This window comes from Mesorhizobium sp. M0074, assembly GCF_040322975.1.
Classification (GTDB): domain Bacteria; phylum Pseudomonadota; class Alphaproteobacteria; order Rhizobiales; family Rhizobiaceae; genus Mesorhizobium.
In genome coordinates this window covers 49709-64194 of the sequence record NZ_JAMYUM010000028.1, presented here as the reverse complement: position 1 = coordinate 64194, position 14486 = coordinate 49709, and the positions used below count along the sequence as shown (strand labels likewise).

Below are 14486 nucleotides of genomic sequence, written 5' to 3'. Positions count from 1 at the left end.
GTCAGCGCGCCGCCTTGAACCGGCGCTCGACGAGCCGCAGCGCGAAAAGCAGCGTGTAGCCGGTCAACAGGTACATTGCCGTCACCACCAGATAGACTTCGACAATGCGGAACGTGTTGAAGTTGATCCACTGGGCGCCATAGGTGAGTTCGGGTACCGAGATGACCGACGCCACGGACGTATCCTTGAAGAGCGATATGAATGTGTTGGAAAGCGCCGGCAGGGTTATGCGCAGCATCGTCGGCAGGCGCACATCGAGCAGCCTTTGCCATGGCGTCAGGCCGATTGCCTTGCCGGCGTCGAGTTGACCGCGCGGCACCGCCTCGAGCCCCGAGCGAAACACCTCGACCAGGTAGGCGCCGCTGTAGAGCGACAGCGTGGCAATGAATGAGGTTTGCGCGCTGTAGGCAATGTCGACCACCGTCGGCAAGCCGTAGAAGACCAGATAGACGAGCAGGATCAGCGGCACGTTGCGGATGAACTCGACATACCCCGCGATGATGGTCCGCACCGCACGTCCGGCCGACACGTACCAGACCGCCAGAACGAGCCCGATGACGATGCCGATCGCGATCGAGATGACGGCCAGTTCGAGGCTTAGCAGCAGTCCGCCCCAGAGCTTGTCGAAATGCCGCCAGATAAGGTTGAAGTTGAGAGTATAACCCATGCGTCCTCGTCATGGAGGGCTGTGATGAGAGAAGGCGGAAGGACGTTGTCCTTCCGCCTGCTTGCATCAAATGACCGGGAAACCGGGATGGCGCGCCGGCGGCTCCTGTCCGAAATAATCCTTGAACGCAGCGTCGTAGAGTGCCGTTTCATGGCCGAACATGGCGATGGTGAAGGTCTGGTTGACGAAGGTCAGCCAGTCGAGGTCGCCCTGCCGCAGCGCGGCACCATAAAGCATCGAGAACCAGCTCTTGCCGGCATCGAAGTACTTATCCGGATTGCGCGAGGCGAGCCAGCGCACCGTTGACAGATCGACCGCGGCGGCGTCGACGCGCTTCGATTCCAAGGCCTGCAGCACGTTGGCCTGCGTGTCTATCTGCATCACCTGCGACTCCGGCAGGACGATATGCACGTTAGCCTCGGCATCGACATTTTGCAGGATGGAAATCCGCGTTGCCGAACCGCCGGCAAGCAGCTTGTCGAAGGTCTTGTTTTCGGCGTTCGGAAGGGTCAGCAAGGCGATGCCTTCGACGTAGTAGGGTCGGGAGAAGTGGATCAGCTGCGAGCGCTGGGCGGTCATGGTCATGAACTGGATGGTGATGTCGACCTTGTTGGTGGTCACGTTCGGAATGCGCTGAGCCGGATCCTGCATGACGAATTCCACTTTGGTCGGATCGTCGAAAAGCCCCTTGGCGAGGATGCGACCCATGGTGATGTCCATGCCTACCAGTTCGCCGGCGTCGTTCTCGAAATGCCAGGGCGCGTTGGTGCTGCCGGTCCCGACGATCACCTTGCCGCGCTCGAGGACGGTGCGCAGCAGGCTGTCCGGCGCTGCCTGGGCCGCCGCTTTCTGAACGTCGACCGCGGTAGCGGCGCTCATCACTCCGGCCGTTGCAAGCCCGGCCATTCCCAGTTTCAGAAATTCACGCCTTTTGGATATGTCGTTCACGGCGACCTCCTTTCGTGTTGAGTTCCCCTTTGGACCAGCAGTACAGGCATCGGTTGCAACTGACGTCATTGTCCCTTACAAGAGACGCCTGTACTCTGTACAAGACAGATTAACATCAGGGATCGATAATGCAAGATGGCAATGCCTTGGCCGCTCGACCGGACATCGGTCTGGACGAAGACAAGAACTCGGGCTCTCGGGAGAAGGGTCTCAACCGGGTTCTCCAGATTTTGGAGTTTCTCCACACGACCCAGCGTGCGATCGGCATTGGCGACCTTGCCAGAGGGGTGAATGCACCGCGGTCGACGACCTATACGCTGGTGCGCTCGCTGGTCGACGCAGGCCTGCTGGAAATGGCCGGGGACGGCAATCGGGTCTATTTCGGAAAGAAGCTTTATCTCTACGGAATGGACTATGTGCGGGGCAACGACCTGCTTAGGCGAGGGCGCCAGGAAGTCGACCATCTGTCACGCGAGACCGGCGAGACCTCGGAGTTGTGCATGCTGCAAAGCGGCCGCTACACCATCGTCCATTCAAGCCCGGGAACGAGGCCATTCCGGATCAGCTCGGCGACGGGTCTGCAAATACCGCTCCCCTGGACAGCTTCCGGGCGACTGCTCCTCGCCGGCTTCGACAGGGCGGCGATCGAGGATATGGTCTCGGAAGACGATCTCGTGCTGCCGGACGGGCGCAGATTGCAGCTCGATGATTTCATAGACGACATCGCCGTCGCCAAGTCGGCCGGCTACTGCGTCACCTCCGGCCTTGTCGATGCCTACACGAAATGCCTGGCCGCGCCGGTCTTTTCAGCGCCGGGCAGGGTCGAGGCGACGATGTGCCTGGTGGTTCCCATCGATACCTCGACCGAAAAGACCGATGACCTGATAGAGCTGTTGCTCGAGCGCGCCGCGCGGCTTTCGATCGCGGCATAGGCCGCCTTTCCAGCAGGCCAGCGCCGGCGTCCGTTCAAGCGATAATGTCTGGAATGATCTTGTCTTCCAGCGCCATCAGCCTGTCCTTAAGGAAGAGCTTCTTTTTCTTCATGCGCTGGATCTGCAGCGGGTCGCAATTCATGGCGATCATCGCATTGATGGCGGCGTCGAAATCGGCGTGTTCCTGCTTCAGCCGGGAATATTCGAGGCGGATATCTGCCTGTTCCTGATCGGACATTTTTACCGTCTGCACGTCTGCGGCGCCCAAACTATGGGCCTGATTGGGCGGGACCGGGTCTTCTTGCACCGGCGCGCAGCCCATATCACATTTCATATTGGCGTGGAATGCTACCACGCAGCATTCGACATCGGTGCGCGATGGTGGCACACTGTCATTATGCCGTCACAGAAGCGAGCCTGCGGTGGACGTGCCATGACGGCTGCAATCCGAGGAAACCATGAAAGGGAGAACCAATCATGTCTCTTGCATCCCATCTTGATGAGCTGCAGCGGAAACACGGCGACATCGAACGGGAAATCGACGATGCGATGACCCATCCATCGGTGGACGACCTCGAAATCGTGAATCTCAAGCGGCGCAAGCTGGCGCTCAAGGACGAGATTGAAAAACTGAAGGCGAAACCGACGACGCACTGACGCCCTTCCAGGACTAGCCACGCCGCCCGGCGCGTGATTTCTTTCCGGTGGTATGTCTCTATGCTGCCGGAAACGCCTATGGATTTGCGGCAAGCTGCCGTCTTGTTGTTTCCGATTTGCTGGGCCTGCGCGCCAGTCGCCATTGACAAGCCATCTTTGCTCCTCCACCTCATGCCCGGACCTTCAAGATTAAAGGCAGCCGGCATGACCGGATATTTTTCCTCACCCTTCCCGCGCCGCAGGTCGGTCGGTGTCGATGTCGGCGGCGTGATGGTCGGCGGCGGCGCCCCAGTCGTCGTCCAGTCGATGACCAACACCGACACGGCCGATATCGACCAGACGGTCGCGCAGGTGGCGGCGCTGCATCGCGCCGGCTCCGAGATCGTGCGCATAACGGTCGACCGCGACGAAAGCGCTGCCGCTGTGCCGGCCATCCGCGAGCGACTGGAGCGGCTCGGCATCAACGTGCCGCTGGTCGGCGATTTCCATTATATCGGCCACAAGCTCCTGGCCGATCATCCGGCCTGCGCCGCGGCCTTGGCCAAGTACCGCATCAACCCCGGCAATGTCGGTTTCAAGGACAAGAAGGACCGGCAGTTCGCGGCAATCGTCGAGATGGCGATCCGATACGACAAGCCGGTGCGCATCGGCGTCAACTGGGGTTCGCTCGACCAGGAGCTGCTGACCCGGCTGATGGATGACAACCAGGCCCAAGGCTTTCCGCTGACCGCGCAGGAAGTGACGCGCGAGGCAATCGTGCAATCGGCGATCCTGTCGGCCGAAATGGCCGAAGAGATTGGCCTTGCCCGCGAGAAAATCATCCTGTCGGCCAAGGTCAGCGGCGTGCAGGATCTGATCGCCGTCTACACCGAGCTTGCCACCCGTTCCGACCATGCGCTGCACCTCGGCCTGACGGAGGCGGGCATGGGCTCGAAAGGCATTGTCGCCTCGTCTGCGGCCATGGGCATCCTGCTCCAGCAAGGCATCGGCGACACAATCCGCATCTCGCTGACGCCGGAGCCGAACGGCGACCGCACGCGCGAGGTGCAGGTGTCGCAGGAGCTGTTGCAGACCATGGGCTTCCGGCAGTTCGTGCCGATCGTCGCCGCCTGCCCGGGCTGCGGCCGCACGACCTCGACCGTGTTCCAGGAGCTTGCCCAGAACATCCAGGCCGACCTGCGCAAGAACATGCCGGTGTGGCGCGAACAATATCCCGGCGTCGAGAACCTCAAGGTCGCGGTGATGGGTTGCATCGTCAACGGTCCGGGCGAATCCAAACATGCCGATATCGGCATTTCGCTGCCCGGCACCGGCGAGATGCCGACCGCCCCGGTATTCGTCGACGGCAAGAAGGCGGCGACGCTGCGCGGCTCATCGATTGCCGCGGATTTCGAGAAAATGGTCGCCGACTATATCGAACGGCGGTTCGGGCAGCACGACAAAGCCGCGGCGGAGTAGTTGAATGCGGCGTTTGCTCGGCGCGGCGCTGGTTCTCATTTGCGGGCTGATCTGGGCGACAGCCGTTCAGGCCGATCCACCACGGCCCGCCAAAAAGAAGCTGATCGACCAGGTTTGCAACCTGATTGAGGCCCATGCCGACCGGAACGGGCTGCCCAGGGATTTCTTTGCCCGGCTGATCTGGAAGGAAAGCCGTTTCGATCCCAATGCGGTCAGCCCGGTCGGCGCCGAAGGCATTGCCCAGTTCATGCCGGGCACCGCCAGGATACGCGGCCTCACCAATTCGTTCGATATCGAGCAAGCGATCCCGGCCTCGGCAAAATATCTCGCCGAACTGAAGACCGGCTTCGGCAATCTGGGCCTCGCCGCAGCCGCCTACAACGCCGGCGAGACCCGGGTGTCGCGCTGGCTGAATTCCGGCGGCTTCTTGCCGATGGAGACCGAAAGCTACGTTCTGGACGTCATGGGCGAGCCGGCCGACAACTTCACCAATACCGCCTACGCCGGCGTCATCCGGCCGCTCGACAAGAAGGCGAGTTTCGCTGCTGCTTGCCGTGAGCTGCCGGTGATCATGTCCAGAACCGTGCCGATGTCGTCGATCAACATCAAGCCGTGGGGCGTGCAGGTGGCCGGCAATTTCCGCCGCGCCGCGGCGCTCAATCAGTGGAGCAACGTGAAGCGCCGGTTTCCAGCCTTGCTCAGCGGTCGCGATCCGGTGGTCAGCCGGGTGCGCACACCGATCGGCAGGCGCGGCATCTATGCGGTGCGGATCGGCGCCGACACCAAAGCCAAGGCCGACGATATTTGCCAGAAACTGCACAGCGTGGGCGGCGCATGCATCGTGGTGCGCAATCGGTAAGCCATATGTCGGTGCGTTTCGCGCCATCGCTGCCATCTTGTTCCCCGTGGGCACTTCGTCCTCGATACGTGAATCATATTTTCGGTGAACCGTCAGGCAGGTCTTGCATCGTTGTCGATGCGGGGTAAGGTCCCCGCGATTTTTCGCGAAAGGGATCAGCATGGCCGGCTTCAAGACACTGGACGACATCGGCGATATCAGCGGCAAGCGTGTGCTGGTGCGTGTCGACCTCAACGTTCCCGTCACCGAGGGCAAGGTCACCGACGCCACCCGCATCGAGCGCATTGCGCCGACTATTGCCGAGCTCTCCGGCAAGGGAGCCAAGGTCATCCTGCTTGCCCATTTCGGCCGGCCCAAGGATGGACCGGCGCCGGAATTCTCACTCGAACCGATCGCCAAGGCGACGGCGGACGTGCTCGGCCGTCCGGTTGGCTTTGCCTCCGACTGCATCGGTGACAAGGCGGCAAATGCCGTCGCCGCCATGGACAGCGGCGACGTGCTGCTGCTCGAGAACACCCGCTTCCACAAGGGCGAGGAGAAGAACGACCCGGCCTTCACCGAAAAGCTCGCCGCTAACGGCGATATCTTCGTCAACGACGCCTTCTCTGCTGCGCACCGTGCCCATTCGTCGACAGAAGGGCTGGCGCATGTGCTGCCGGCCTTCGCCGGCCGCACCATGGAGGCCGAGCTCGATGCGCTGGAAAAGGGGCTTGGCAATCCCGTCCGCCCGGTTGTCGCCATCGTCGGCGGCGCCAAGGTCTCGACCAAGATCGACCTGTTGATGAACCTGGTGAAGAAGGTCGACGCGCTGGTCATCGGCGGCGGCATGGCCAATACGTTTCTAGCGGCGCGCGGCACCGACGTCGGGAAATCCTTGTGCGAGCGTGATCTCGCGACCACCGCCAAGCAGATCATGATCGAGGCGGCCGAGGCCGGCTGCGCCATCATCCTGCCGGTCGACGGCGTCGTCGCCAGGGAATTCAAGGCGGGCGCCGCCAGCGAGACCGTCGCCATAGCGGACGTGCCGGCCGACGGCATGATCCTTGATGTCGGCGCAAAGACCGAGAAAACCATTGCCGAATGGATCGACCGTGCCGCGACGCTGGTCTGGAACGGACCGCTCGGCGCCTTCGAGATCGAGCCGTTCGACCATGCGACGGTGGCGACGGCCCGGCACGCTGGGGCGCGCACCAAGGCCGGCAAACTGGTTTCCGTCGCCGGCGGCGGCGACACGGTAGCGGCACTCAACCATGCCGGCGTCGCCGACGATTTCACCTATGTCTCGACGGCCGGCGGCGCTTTCCTCGAATGGATGGAAGGCAAGCCGTTGCCCGGCGTCGACGTCTTGAAGCGCTGAGCGCGGCCGCAAGAGCAGCGCGAAGGAGTGCGCCCGCGACTTTCAATCGATTCGCGCTTGTTTGACAAAATGGTTCGACTTGAACCTGCGTTGCTCTGGTGGTCTGCTGGGCGCGGATCAATTCTTTCAGGAGAAGCAAAAATGAGCGAACGTCTCGAGGACATTGCCGCCGCGATGGTGGCCGATGGCAAGGGCCTGCTGGCCGCCGACGAAAGCTCCGGCACCATCAAGAAGCGCTTCGACGTCATCGGCGTCGAATCGACCGCCGACAGCCGCCGCGACTATCGCGAGATGATGTTCCGCGCCAGCGATGCGATGACCAAATACATTTCCGGCGTCATCCTCTATGACGAGACCATCCATCAGAAGGCCGCCGACGGCACGCCGCTGGTCGACATCATCAAGGCATCAGGCGCCATCCCCGGTATCAAGGTCGACGCCGGCGCCAAGCCGCTGGCCGGCTTCCCCGGCGACACCGTCACCGAGGGCCTCGACGGCTTGCGCGAACGCCTTGCCGAATACTACAAGCTCGGCGCCCGCTTCGCCAAATGGCGCGCGGTGATCGACATCGATGTTGCCAAGGGCGTGCCCTCCGCCACCTCGATCGGCTCGAACGCCCATGCGCTCGCCCGCTATGCAGCGCTTTGCCAGGAGGCCGGCATCGTGCCGATCGTCGAGCCGGAAGTGCTGATGGACGGCGCCCACGACATCGACACCTGCTACGAGATCAGCAAGGCGACGCTGACAAAGCTTTACACGGAACTCTATGCGGCGCGCGTCGTCCTCGAAGGCACCATCCTGAAACCGAACATGGTCCTCGCCGGCAAGAAGTCGGGCAAGGTCAGCAGCCCCGAGGAAGTCGCCGAAAAGACCATAAAACTGTTCCGCGAGACGGTGCCGGCCGCGATCGGAGGCATCGCCTTCCTTTCGGGCGGACAATCTGACGAGGAGGCGACCTCCAACCTCAACGCCATCAATGCCATTGGCCCGCATCCGTGGAAGCTGACCTTTTCCTACGGCCGCGCCTTGCAGGCCGCTCCGCAGAAGGCGTGGGGCGGCAAGGCGGCGAACGTCGCCGCCGCCCAGGCCGCCTTCGCCCATCGCGCCCACATGAACCATCTGGCAGCGCTTGGACAATGGCAGCCGACGCTTGAGCAAGCCGCCTGACGGAATTCAGGTTGCGTTCCCTCCGACCCGGGCCTTTGCCCGGGTTTGTTTGAAAGCAGCAAGGTCTGCAATTTCCTGCAACTAAAAATGCAGCTCGGTGTCGGCATTCCTCGCTGCCGATCGTCCTCCGTGAAAAGAGGAGCAGACCTATGCCAAACAACAAGACCGTATCGCAGGAAGAGTGGTTTCAGGCGCACAAGGCGCATCTGGCGCGCGAAAAGGAATTGACGCGCTTTCGCGATCGTGTCGCCGCCGAACGCCGCGAACTGCCGTGGCTGAAGATCCGCAAGGACTACGTCTTCGAGACCGAGCAAGGGCCAAAGAAACTGCCCGACCTGTTTGGCGGCAACAGCCAGCTGATCGTCTACCATTTCATGTTCGGCCCCGGTGCCGACTATCGTTGCGAGGGCTGCTCGTTTCTTGCCGACCACATTGACGGTGCCAACCAGCATCTCAGGCACCACGACGTCTCGCTCGTGGTGGTTGCGCGGGCGCCGCTGGCCGAGCTTCTGCCCTACAAGCAGCGCATGGGCTGGAAATTCGACTGGGTGTCGTCGTACGCTTCGGACTTCAACTTCGACATGCAGGTGTCATTCACCGACAAGCAGATCGCGGCCGGCGACACGACCTACAATTTCGAGCGGCGTGCGCGGCAATCGAAGGATCTTCCCGGCACCAGCGTGTTCTATCGCGACGAGAAAGGCGACATCTTCCTGACTTTTATCTCGCGCTCCAGAGGCGGCGATCCGCTGATCGGCACATATCACTATCTCGACCTGACGCCGAAGGGTCGCAACGAAACCGGTCCCCACCATAGCCTGGTGGACTGGGTGCGGCTGCACGACGAATATGCGGATACGCCCGAGATGCAGGACAGCTGCTGCCATTGACGACGGGCGGTCACCCAAGGTCTTTCGCCTTCGGCCCGACATGCGCTAAGTGCTGTTCGCTATGCCCTAAAAGGGACTTGCCATGCGGCGCTTTCCGACCCTTCTCACCTGGCTCGCCTTTCCGGTCTATGTCTGGCAAGGACTTGGCGTGCGTCGCCGCACCGCCCGCATGCTGCCGGCACAAGGTCCGGTCATGCACGAGATATCTGGCCTGGCGCCAGCAATCTCGGTTCTGGTGCTTGGCGATTCCTCCGCCGCCTCGGTAGGGATCGGCAATTCCGAAAACGGATTGGCCGCGCAACTGGCAGTTCTGATTGCGCAACGCACCGGCCGCACCGTGCGCTGGCGGGCGGCCGGCTTCAACTCGGCAACCTCTGGCCAGATCCGCGATCATGTGCTGCCCAATCTATCGGCCGATCCGTGGACGCATATCGTGCTGGCCATCGGTACCAACGACACCAAGAATTTTCATTCGGTACCGCGCTTCAAGCGCGAGTTTGGCGGCCTGCTCTACGCGCTGCGCGCCAAATGGCCGGAAGCGCGCGTCGTGTGGTCGCCGGTGCTGGAGTTCACCCGGGCTCCGGCAATGCCGCCGCTGCTCGGCAAGATCCTCGAAATCCGCGCCGTCGAAATGAACCGGATGGGCGAGCGCCTTTGCCTCGAACGCGGCGCCATACCGGCGCCCCGGCTGCCGATCACGGATGCCGATGCCGGCTTCGCATCGGATGGATTTCACGCTTCGGAAGCCGGCTACCGAGCCTGGGCGGAACATCTGGTCAGCCTGGTGCTCGCCAACGAACCGGGCGTCGCGTAGCGGGCCGCCGGCACTAAAGCGCGTCGCGTTCGATTGGCCTCATCCGACGCGCTTCAGGTTCTTGTTTTTATGCATGTCGTTGTCGCAAAACCGCTGCACACTTTTGCGCGACATGCATTACGTCCAGTGCCCGAGCACCGCCGTAATCGAAATCGCCGCCATCGCCAGAAGCGCCAGCTTCCAGAAATCGCTGCGCCGCTTCAGCCCGGGCCAGCCGAGCGGCTTGATGAGCTGGATGACCATCATGAGGATGATGACGAGCGCGAGAAGTTTCGACATGCAGCCTTTGATCAGCATCGCGGCTGGCTGTCAAAGCGGCTCCGGGATCGCCGGCTTCCACTGCGGCAAGCCTCTTTTCAGCACTGCCTTGTCACTTCGATGGATAAATCGGAACGCCGGTCATGAGAGCCGCACCCTCCTGACAGACTGCTGTCAGCAGGGGTGTGCGATAGTGCCTGCATCGAAAGAGAGGAGACCAGCGATGAACGGTATTACCATTCTGCGTAGCGTGCAGCACTATGTCGGCAAGATCCGGACGATGCGCAATGAAATCCGCACCCAGCGGTTCATGAACACCCTGCCGGCGGACATCCGCAAGGATATTGGTTGGCCGGACATGTATGGCGACCGCCGCAATGGCGGCAATTGAGGCAAGCTTTCTGCGTGGCGTTTGGATGCGACCTGGCGACGAGCTGAGATGGGCATGCTGAAGCCTCCTGACAGTATGGTGTCAGGAGGCTCGTGCCATAGTGCGATGGCCGCCGGAGCCGGATGGCCGAGAGGACGATCGATGAAAAGCTGGAACGACAGGCTGAACACGCGTGGCATCAACGGCATAAGACCGTCGCCACGCACCATCGGCGACGTCGTCGAAGGCCAGCCGATGCTGGTTCCTACAGCTCGCCAGGTCCATGCATTCATCCGCTCCATCCCCGAAGGCATGGACATGAATATCCGCGCTTTGCGCACCGCTCTCGCCATCGAGCACGGTGCCGAGATGACATGTCCGGTCACCATCGGCTATCATCTGCGCACCGTCGCCGAGGCCGCCAACGAGGATCTTGAGCGTGGTATGGCACTGGGCGACGTTGCGCCGTTCTGGCGGGTGGTCGACGCAAGCACGCCGACAACGAGGAAACTGTCCTTCGGCGCGGCCTTCGTCGCCGCGCAGCGCAAGCGCGAAGGGCTGGAACGATAGACGCCGAGGGACCATACGATGCGCCGCGCCGACAGGCTCTTCCAGATCGTGCAGCATCTGCGTGGTGGTCGTCTGGTCACCGCCCAGAAGCTGGGCACGTGGCTCGAGGTTTCCGAGCGGACGATCTATCGCGACATCGCAGACCTGCAGTCGACCGGCGTGCCGATCGACGGCGAGGCCGGTGTCGGCTACATGATGAGGGAGGGTTTCGACCTTCCGCCGCTGATGTTCACGCGTGACGAGATCGTCGCGCTGGTCGCCGGCGCCCGCATGGTGCGCGCCTTTGGTGGCGCGGCCATGGCGCGAGCCGCCGACGAGGCGCTGGTCAAGATAGGCGCCGTGTTGCCCGACGCCGAAAAGGACCGCATCGCCCGTACCGAGATCCACACGCCGATGTGGGTGGTAAGCGATGCCGCCCGCGAAGCCATCGACCTGATCGAGCGGTCCATCGAGAAACGTCAGGTGCTGACCATCGACTATTCGGATGAGGCCGGCCGCAGCACCGCGCGCGACATCCGCCCGCTCGGCCTGTGGTTCTGGGGCAAGGTGTGGACCTTGGTCGCCTGGTGTGAGATGCGCGGCGATTTCCGCGCCTTCCGCATCGACCGCATCGCCTCGGTGGTCATCGCCGGCCGCACCTTCAAGCCGGAGCGCGGCAAGCAGCTCGCCGATTTCTATCGCGCGGTGGAGCGCAGCGAGGATTACGGCATGGCGCCGGACCGGGCGGCGCGAAGCTGACACGGAAGATCACAAAAAAGCCCGCTTGAAAGCGGGCTTTTTGTTTTGGATGCCAGACCTATTCCTCTTCGTCGGCGTCCTTGTCCTTCGACTTCAGCGCCGAAAGCTTGGCGAAGACGGCGTTGGCGTCAAGTTCGCGGTCCTCGTCCTTCGGCTTTTCGGGCGCCGGCACCAGCCGTTCGGTCAAGGCGGCCGGCAGCAGCGTATCGCCGACCGGCTGCGCCTGCTCGCGGCCGCGCGAGGCGCGGTTGATTTCCATATCGAGGTCGATCTGCGACGTCAGGCCGAGCGTCACCGGATCCATCGGCTGGAGATTGGCGGAGTTCCAGTGCTTTCTGTCGCGGATCTGGTCGATCGTCGACTTCGTTGTGCCGACAAGGCGGGCAATCTGCGCATCCTTGAGCTCGGGATGGTTGCGCACCAGCCAGAGGATGGCGTTGGGCCGGTCCTGGCGCTTCGACAGCGGCGTGTAGCGCGGACCCTTGCGTTTGGATTCCGGCACCCGCACCTTGGGATCGGAGAGCTTCAGCCGGTGGTTCGGGTCCTTCTCGGCGCGCGCGATCTCGTCGCGAGTGAGCTGGCCGGTCATGATCGGGTCCATGCCCTTGATGCCTTGCGCCGACTCGCCGTCGGCGATCGCCTTGACCTCAAGCGGATGCAGTCCGCAGAACTGCGCGATCTGCTCGAAGGAAAGCGCTGTGTTGTCAACCAGCCAGACGGCGGTCGCCTTTGGCATCAGCAGCGTATTGGCCATTACAAAAATCCTTCTCGTTCGCCCGCGTTCCCGCGCGGGCGGTGGTTTAGAGCCACCAAAATGGGAAAATCGCGGTCTATATAACCGCTCGCTCGCCGTTTCGCAATGTTTTTGGCAGGCGCGCGTCAAGGACGGCACGGCAGCGCGACCAGCAGACCGCGAAGGGTCGGCAGATGACGCCATGCAGTCGAAAAGCTTCAAAAAGACAAAGCCCGCCAGACCAAGGTCGGGCGGGCTCGGAACCGGCGACGGAAATCCGTCTGCTGCGGCTCTGGCTTCTAAAGCTTGATCCCGAACCGCGGCTCGGCGTTGCCGAAAAGCAGCGCCCGGTCTTCGGGCGGGATCGTGCTCGAGATCAAAGCCCTTTGCGGGCGATTCTCTCGATGTCGCCGCGGTTGATGCCGAGGTCGTTGAGCTGACGAGCATTCAGCCGGTTCAGTTCGCGCACGGTTTCGTTGTACATGCGCCAGTTACGGAAAGCGCGGATCGGGTTCATGATAGTCCTCCATCGTTTTGATGCCGCGTAAATAGGCATCGGCGATGAAAAATTGAACAGACGCTTTTGCATGGCCGCAATGCGTTTGTTGCATTGCACCGTTAAACTTTCGTTCAGCCTGTTTGCGGGCCGTCAGGCGACATCGAGCACAATCTTGCCGATGTGCTCACCCTCCTCCATCCGCTCATGCGCCCGCCACGCTTCCTTGAGCGGGAAGATCGTATCCATCACCGGCGCAACCTTGCGTGTGCCGAGCAGCGGCCAAACCTGCGCCTCCAGCGCAGCCGCAACTGCCGCCTTGAACTCCACGGTGCGTGGCCTGAGCAGCGATCCTGTGTGCACGAGCCGCTTGGCCATGATCTTGAAGAAATCGGCGCTCGCCACCGCCCCGCCCTGCGTCGCGATCTGGACGATGCGGCCTTCCATGGCTGCAGCCTCATAGTTTCGCGCCACATAGTCGCCGCCGACCATGTCGAGGATGACATTGGCACCCTTGCCGCCGGTTGCCTCCTTGACTGCGGCCACGAAGTCTTCCTCGCGGTAGTTGATCGCCCGGTCGGCGCCGAGCTTGAGGCAGGCGTCGCATTTCTCCTTGTTGCCGGCGGTGGTGACGACATAGGCGCCGAAAGCGGCAGCAAGCTGGATCGCCGTGGTGCCGATACCCGACGAGCCGCCATGCACGAGCAGGGTCTCGCCGCTCTTCAGGCCGCCGCGCTCGAAGACATTGTGCCAAACAGTGAAGTAGTTTTCCGGCAGCGCCGCCGCTTCGGTGTAGGTAAAGCCGGCGGGCAGCGGCAGCACGCTGCCGGCGTGCACTCTGACATATTCGGCATAGCCGCCGCCCGCCGTCAGCGCACAGACCCGGTCGCCGACGCGCCAGCGCGATATCTCGTCACCAAGGGCAGCGACTTCGCCTGCTGCTTCCAGGCCCGGCAGATCCGACGCTCCCGGCGGTGGCGGATAGGCGCCCTTGCGCTGTTGCACGTCCGGCCGGTTGACGCCGGCGGCCCGCACCCGGATCAGGATCTCGCCGGGACCGGGAACCGGTACGTCGCGGGTTTCCGGTTTCAGCACCCGCGGCCCGCCCGGTTCCGATATGGCGATCGCCATCATCTTCGCCGGAATTTTCTGTGCGTTCGCCATGAATTTTCCCGTCGTGCTCCGCCGGTTTCTCGTGCCAGCTCTTGCCCGCCATTTGCATCCATACCCTTGCCCTATGTATGCTCATTGGCAAATCAGGCAAATGGGCAATCACGGAGGAGCGACGATGGCGATCTTCGACGACGAACCCAAGAAGAAAGCGCGCCCGCACGAGATCGGGCAGGATCTGTCGCTGCTTTCCGTCGACGAATTGTCCGAACGGATCGGCATCCTGCGCGACGAGATCGCCCGGCTGGAAGCCGAGCTCAAGACCAAGGGCTCGACCAAGTCGGCGGCAGAGGCGCTGTTTCGCCGCGGGTAGTTACTGCGGGTAATGCCAAAAGCTCGGGCACGCCGCCGAAAAGCCCGAATGCCGCTGTCTGCAGACTTGTGCCCTAAACCCCAGCCGGA

19 protein-coding genes are annotated in these 14486 nt (G+C 62.5%); 12 read left to right on the top strand and 7 right to left on the bottom strand.

All coding sequences use genetic code 11. From position 1 onward, the window contains the following. Window position 1: 1 nt before the first annotated feature. Window positions 2-667, bottom strand: coding sequence for an amino acid ABC transporter permease (locus NKJ73_RS29395; RefSeq protein ID WP_023678477.1), 666 nt, complete (start codon window positions 665-667; stop codon window positions 2-4). Between the two features lie 66 nt (window positions 668-733). Next, the gene (locus NKJ73_RS29390; RefSeq protein ID WP_352454853.1) at window positions 734-1615 is read right to left on the bottom strand and encodes a transporter substrate-binding protein; all 882 of its coding nucleotides are present in this window, start codon (window positions 1613-1615) and stop codon (window positions 734-736) included. Between the two features lie 128 nt (window positions 1616-1743). On the opposite strand from NKJ73_RS29390, the gene NKJ73_RS29385 reads away from it, so the two are divergent. Then, the gene (locus NKJ73_RS29385; protein WP_352571992.1) at window positions 1744-2547 is read left to right on the top strand and encodes an IclR family transcriptional regulator; all 804 of its coding nucleotides are present in this window, start codon (window positions 1744-1746) and stop codon (window positions 2545-2547) included. A gap of 34 nt (window positions 2548-2581) precedes the next feature. Here NKJ73_RS29385 and NKJ73_RS29380 read toward each other — a convergent pair whose 3' ends face one another. After that, window positions 2582-2785, bottom strand: coding sequence for a YdcH family protein (locus NKJ73_RS29380; RefSeq protein ID WP_023678480.1), 204 nt, complete (start codon window positions 2783-2785; stop codon window positions 2582-2584). A 239-nt stretch (window positions 2786-3024) separates the two neighbouring features. Here NKJ73_RS29380 and NKJ73_RS29375 point away from each other — a divergent pair, with 239 nt between their 5' ends. The 7 genes from NKJ73_RS29375 (at window position 3025) to NKJ73_RS29345 (ending at window position 9749) form a co-directional block, all read left to right on the top strand. Then, a complete protein-coding gene (locus NKJ73_RS29375; RefSeq protein WP_023678481.1) occupies window positions 3025-3204 on the top strand; it encodes a YdcH family protein in 180 nt (59 codons plus the stop codon). A gap of 204 nt (window positions 3205-3408) precedes the next feature. Then, complete coding sequence (gene ispG / locus NKJ73_RS29370) at window positions 3409-4662, top strand: flavodoxin-dependent (E)-4-hydroxy-3-methylbut-2-enyl-diphosphate synthase (RefSeq protein ID WP_352571991.1); 1254 nt, start codon at window positions 3409-3411, stop codon at window positions 4660-4662. A 4-nt stretch (window positions 4663-4666) separates the two neighbouring features. After that, the gene (locus tag NKJ73_RS29365; RefSeq protein WP_352571990.1) at window positions 4667-5521 is read left to right on the top strand and encodes a lytic transglycosylase domain-containing protein; all 855 of its coding nucleotides are present in this window, start codon (window positions 4667-4669) and stop codon (window positions 5519-5521) included. A 160-nt stretch (window positions 5522-5681) separates the two neighbouring features. Continuing rightward, window positions 5682-6878: a phosphoglycerate kinase gene (locus NKJ73_RS29360; RefSeq protein ID WP_352571989.1), complete on the top strand. Its 1197-nt coding sequence runs from the start codon at window positions 5682-5684 to the stop codon at window positions 6876-6878. Between the two features lie 141 nt (window positions 6879-7019). Continuing rightward, window positions 7020-8045, top strand: coding sequence for a class I fructose-bisphosphate aldolase (locus NKJ73_RS29355; RefSeq protein ID WP_352571988.1), 1026 nt, complete (start codon window positions 7020-7022; stop codon window positions 8043-8045). A 149-nt stretch (window positions 8046-8194) separates the two neighbouring features. After that, a complete protein-coding gene (locus NKJ73_RS29350; RefSeq protein ID WP_352571987.1) occupies window positions 8195-8935 on the top strand; it encodes a DUF899 domain-containing protein in 741 nt (246 codons plus the stop codon). A gap of 82 nt (window positions 8936-9017) precedes the next feature. Then, window positions 9018-9749: an SGNH/GDSL hydrolase family protein gene (locus tag NKJ73_RS29345; RefSeq protein WP_023678487.1), complete on the top strand. Its 732-nt coding sequence runs from the start codon at window positions 9018-9020 to the stop codon at window positions 9747-9749. Window positions 9750-9866: 117 nt separating this feature from the next. Here the strand turns inward: NKJ73_RS29345 and NKJ73_RS29340 are convergent, their stop codons facing one another. After that, window positions 9867-10028, bottom strand: coding sequence for a hypothetical protein (locus NKJ73_RS29340; RefSeq protein ID WP_352454847.1), 162 nt, complete (start codon window positions 10026-10028; stop codon window positions 9867-9869). Between the two features lie 202 nt (window positions 10029-10230). On the opposite strand from NKJ73_RS29340, the gene NKJ73_RS29335 reads away from it, so the two are divergent. The 3 genes from NKJ73_RS29335 to NKJ73_RS29325 all read left to right on the top strand — a co-directional run bounded on the left by NKJ73_RS29335 (window position 10231) and on the right by NKJ73_RS29325 (window position 11685). After that, window positions 10231-10398: a hypothetical protein gene (locus NKJ73_RS29335; RefSeq protein WP_352489312.1), complete on the top strand. Its 168-nt coding sequence runs from the start codon at window positions 10231-10233 to the stop codon at window positions 10396-10398. 141 nt (window positions 10399-10539) lie between these two features. After that, complete coding sequence (locus tag NKJ73_RS29330; RefSeq protein ID WP_352571986.1) at window positions 10540-10947, top strand: hypothetical protein; 408 nt, start codon at window positions 10540-10542, stop codon at window positions 10945-10947. An 18-nt stretch (window positions 10948-10965) separates the two neighbouring features. Further along, complete coding sequence (locus NKJ73_RS29325) at window positions 10966-11685, top strand: helix-turn-helix transcriptional regulator (RefSeq protein WP_023678491.1); 720 nt, start codon at window positions 10966-10968, stop codon at window positions 11683-11685. 58 nt (window positions 11686-11743) lie between these two features. Here the strand turns inward: NKJ73_RS29325 and NKJ73_RS29320 are convergent, their stop codons facing one another. The 3 genes from NKJ73_RS29320 to NKJ73_RS29310 all read right to left on the bottom strand — a co-directional run bounded on the left by NKJ73_RS29320 (window position 11744) and on the right by NKJ73_RS29310 (window position 14078). After that, window positions 11744-12439, bottom strand: a complete 696-nt coding sequence (locus NKJ73_RS29320) for a DUF1013 domain-containing protein (protein WP_292655650.1) — start codon at window positions 12437-12439, stop codon at window positions 11744-11746. A gap of 355 nt (window positions 12440-12794) precedes the next feature. Further along, window positions 12795-12935 (bottom strand): DUF1127 domain-containing protein, encoded by a 141-nt coding sequence (locus NKJ73_RS29315; RefSeq protein WP_023678493.1) that lies wholly within the window; start codon window positions 12933-12935, stop codon window positions 12795-12797. 132 nt (window positions 12936-13067) lie between these two features. Next, entirely contained in the window at window positions 13068-14078 is a 1011-nt protein-coding gene (locus NKJ73_RS29310) for an NAD(P)H-quinone oxidoreductase (RefSeq protein WP_352571985.1), read from the bottom strand. A 124-nt stretch (window positions 14079-14202) separates the two neighbouring features. Between NKJ73_RS29310 and NKJ73_RS29305 the strand changes: the two genes are divergently transcribed. Further along, complete coding sequence (locus tag NKJ73_RS29305; protein ID WP_023678495.1) at window positions 14203-14397, top strand: DUF1192 domain-containing protein; 195 nt, start codon at window positions 14203-14205, stop codon at window positions 14395-14397. The last annotated feature ends 89 nt before the right edge of the window (window positions 14398-14486 follow it).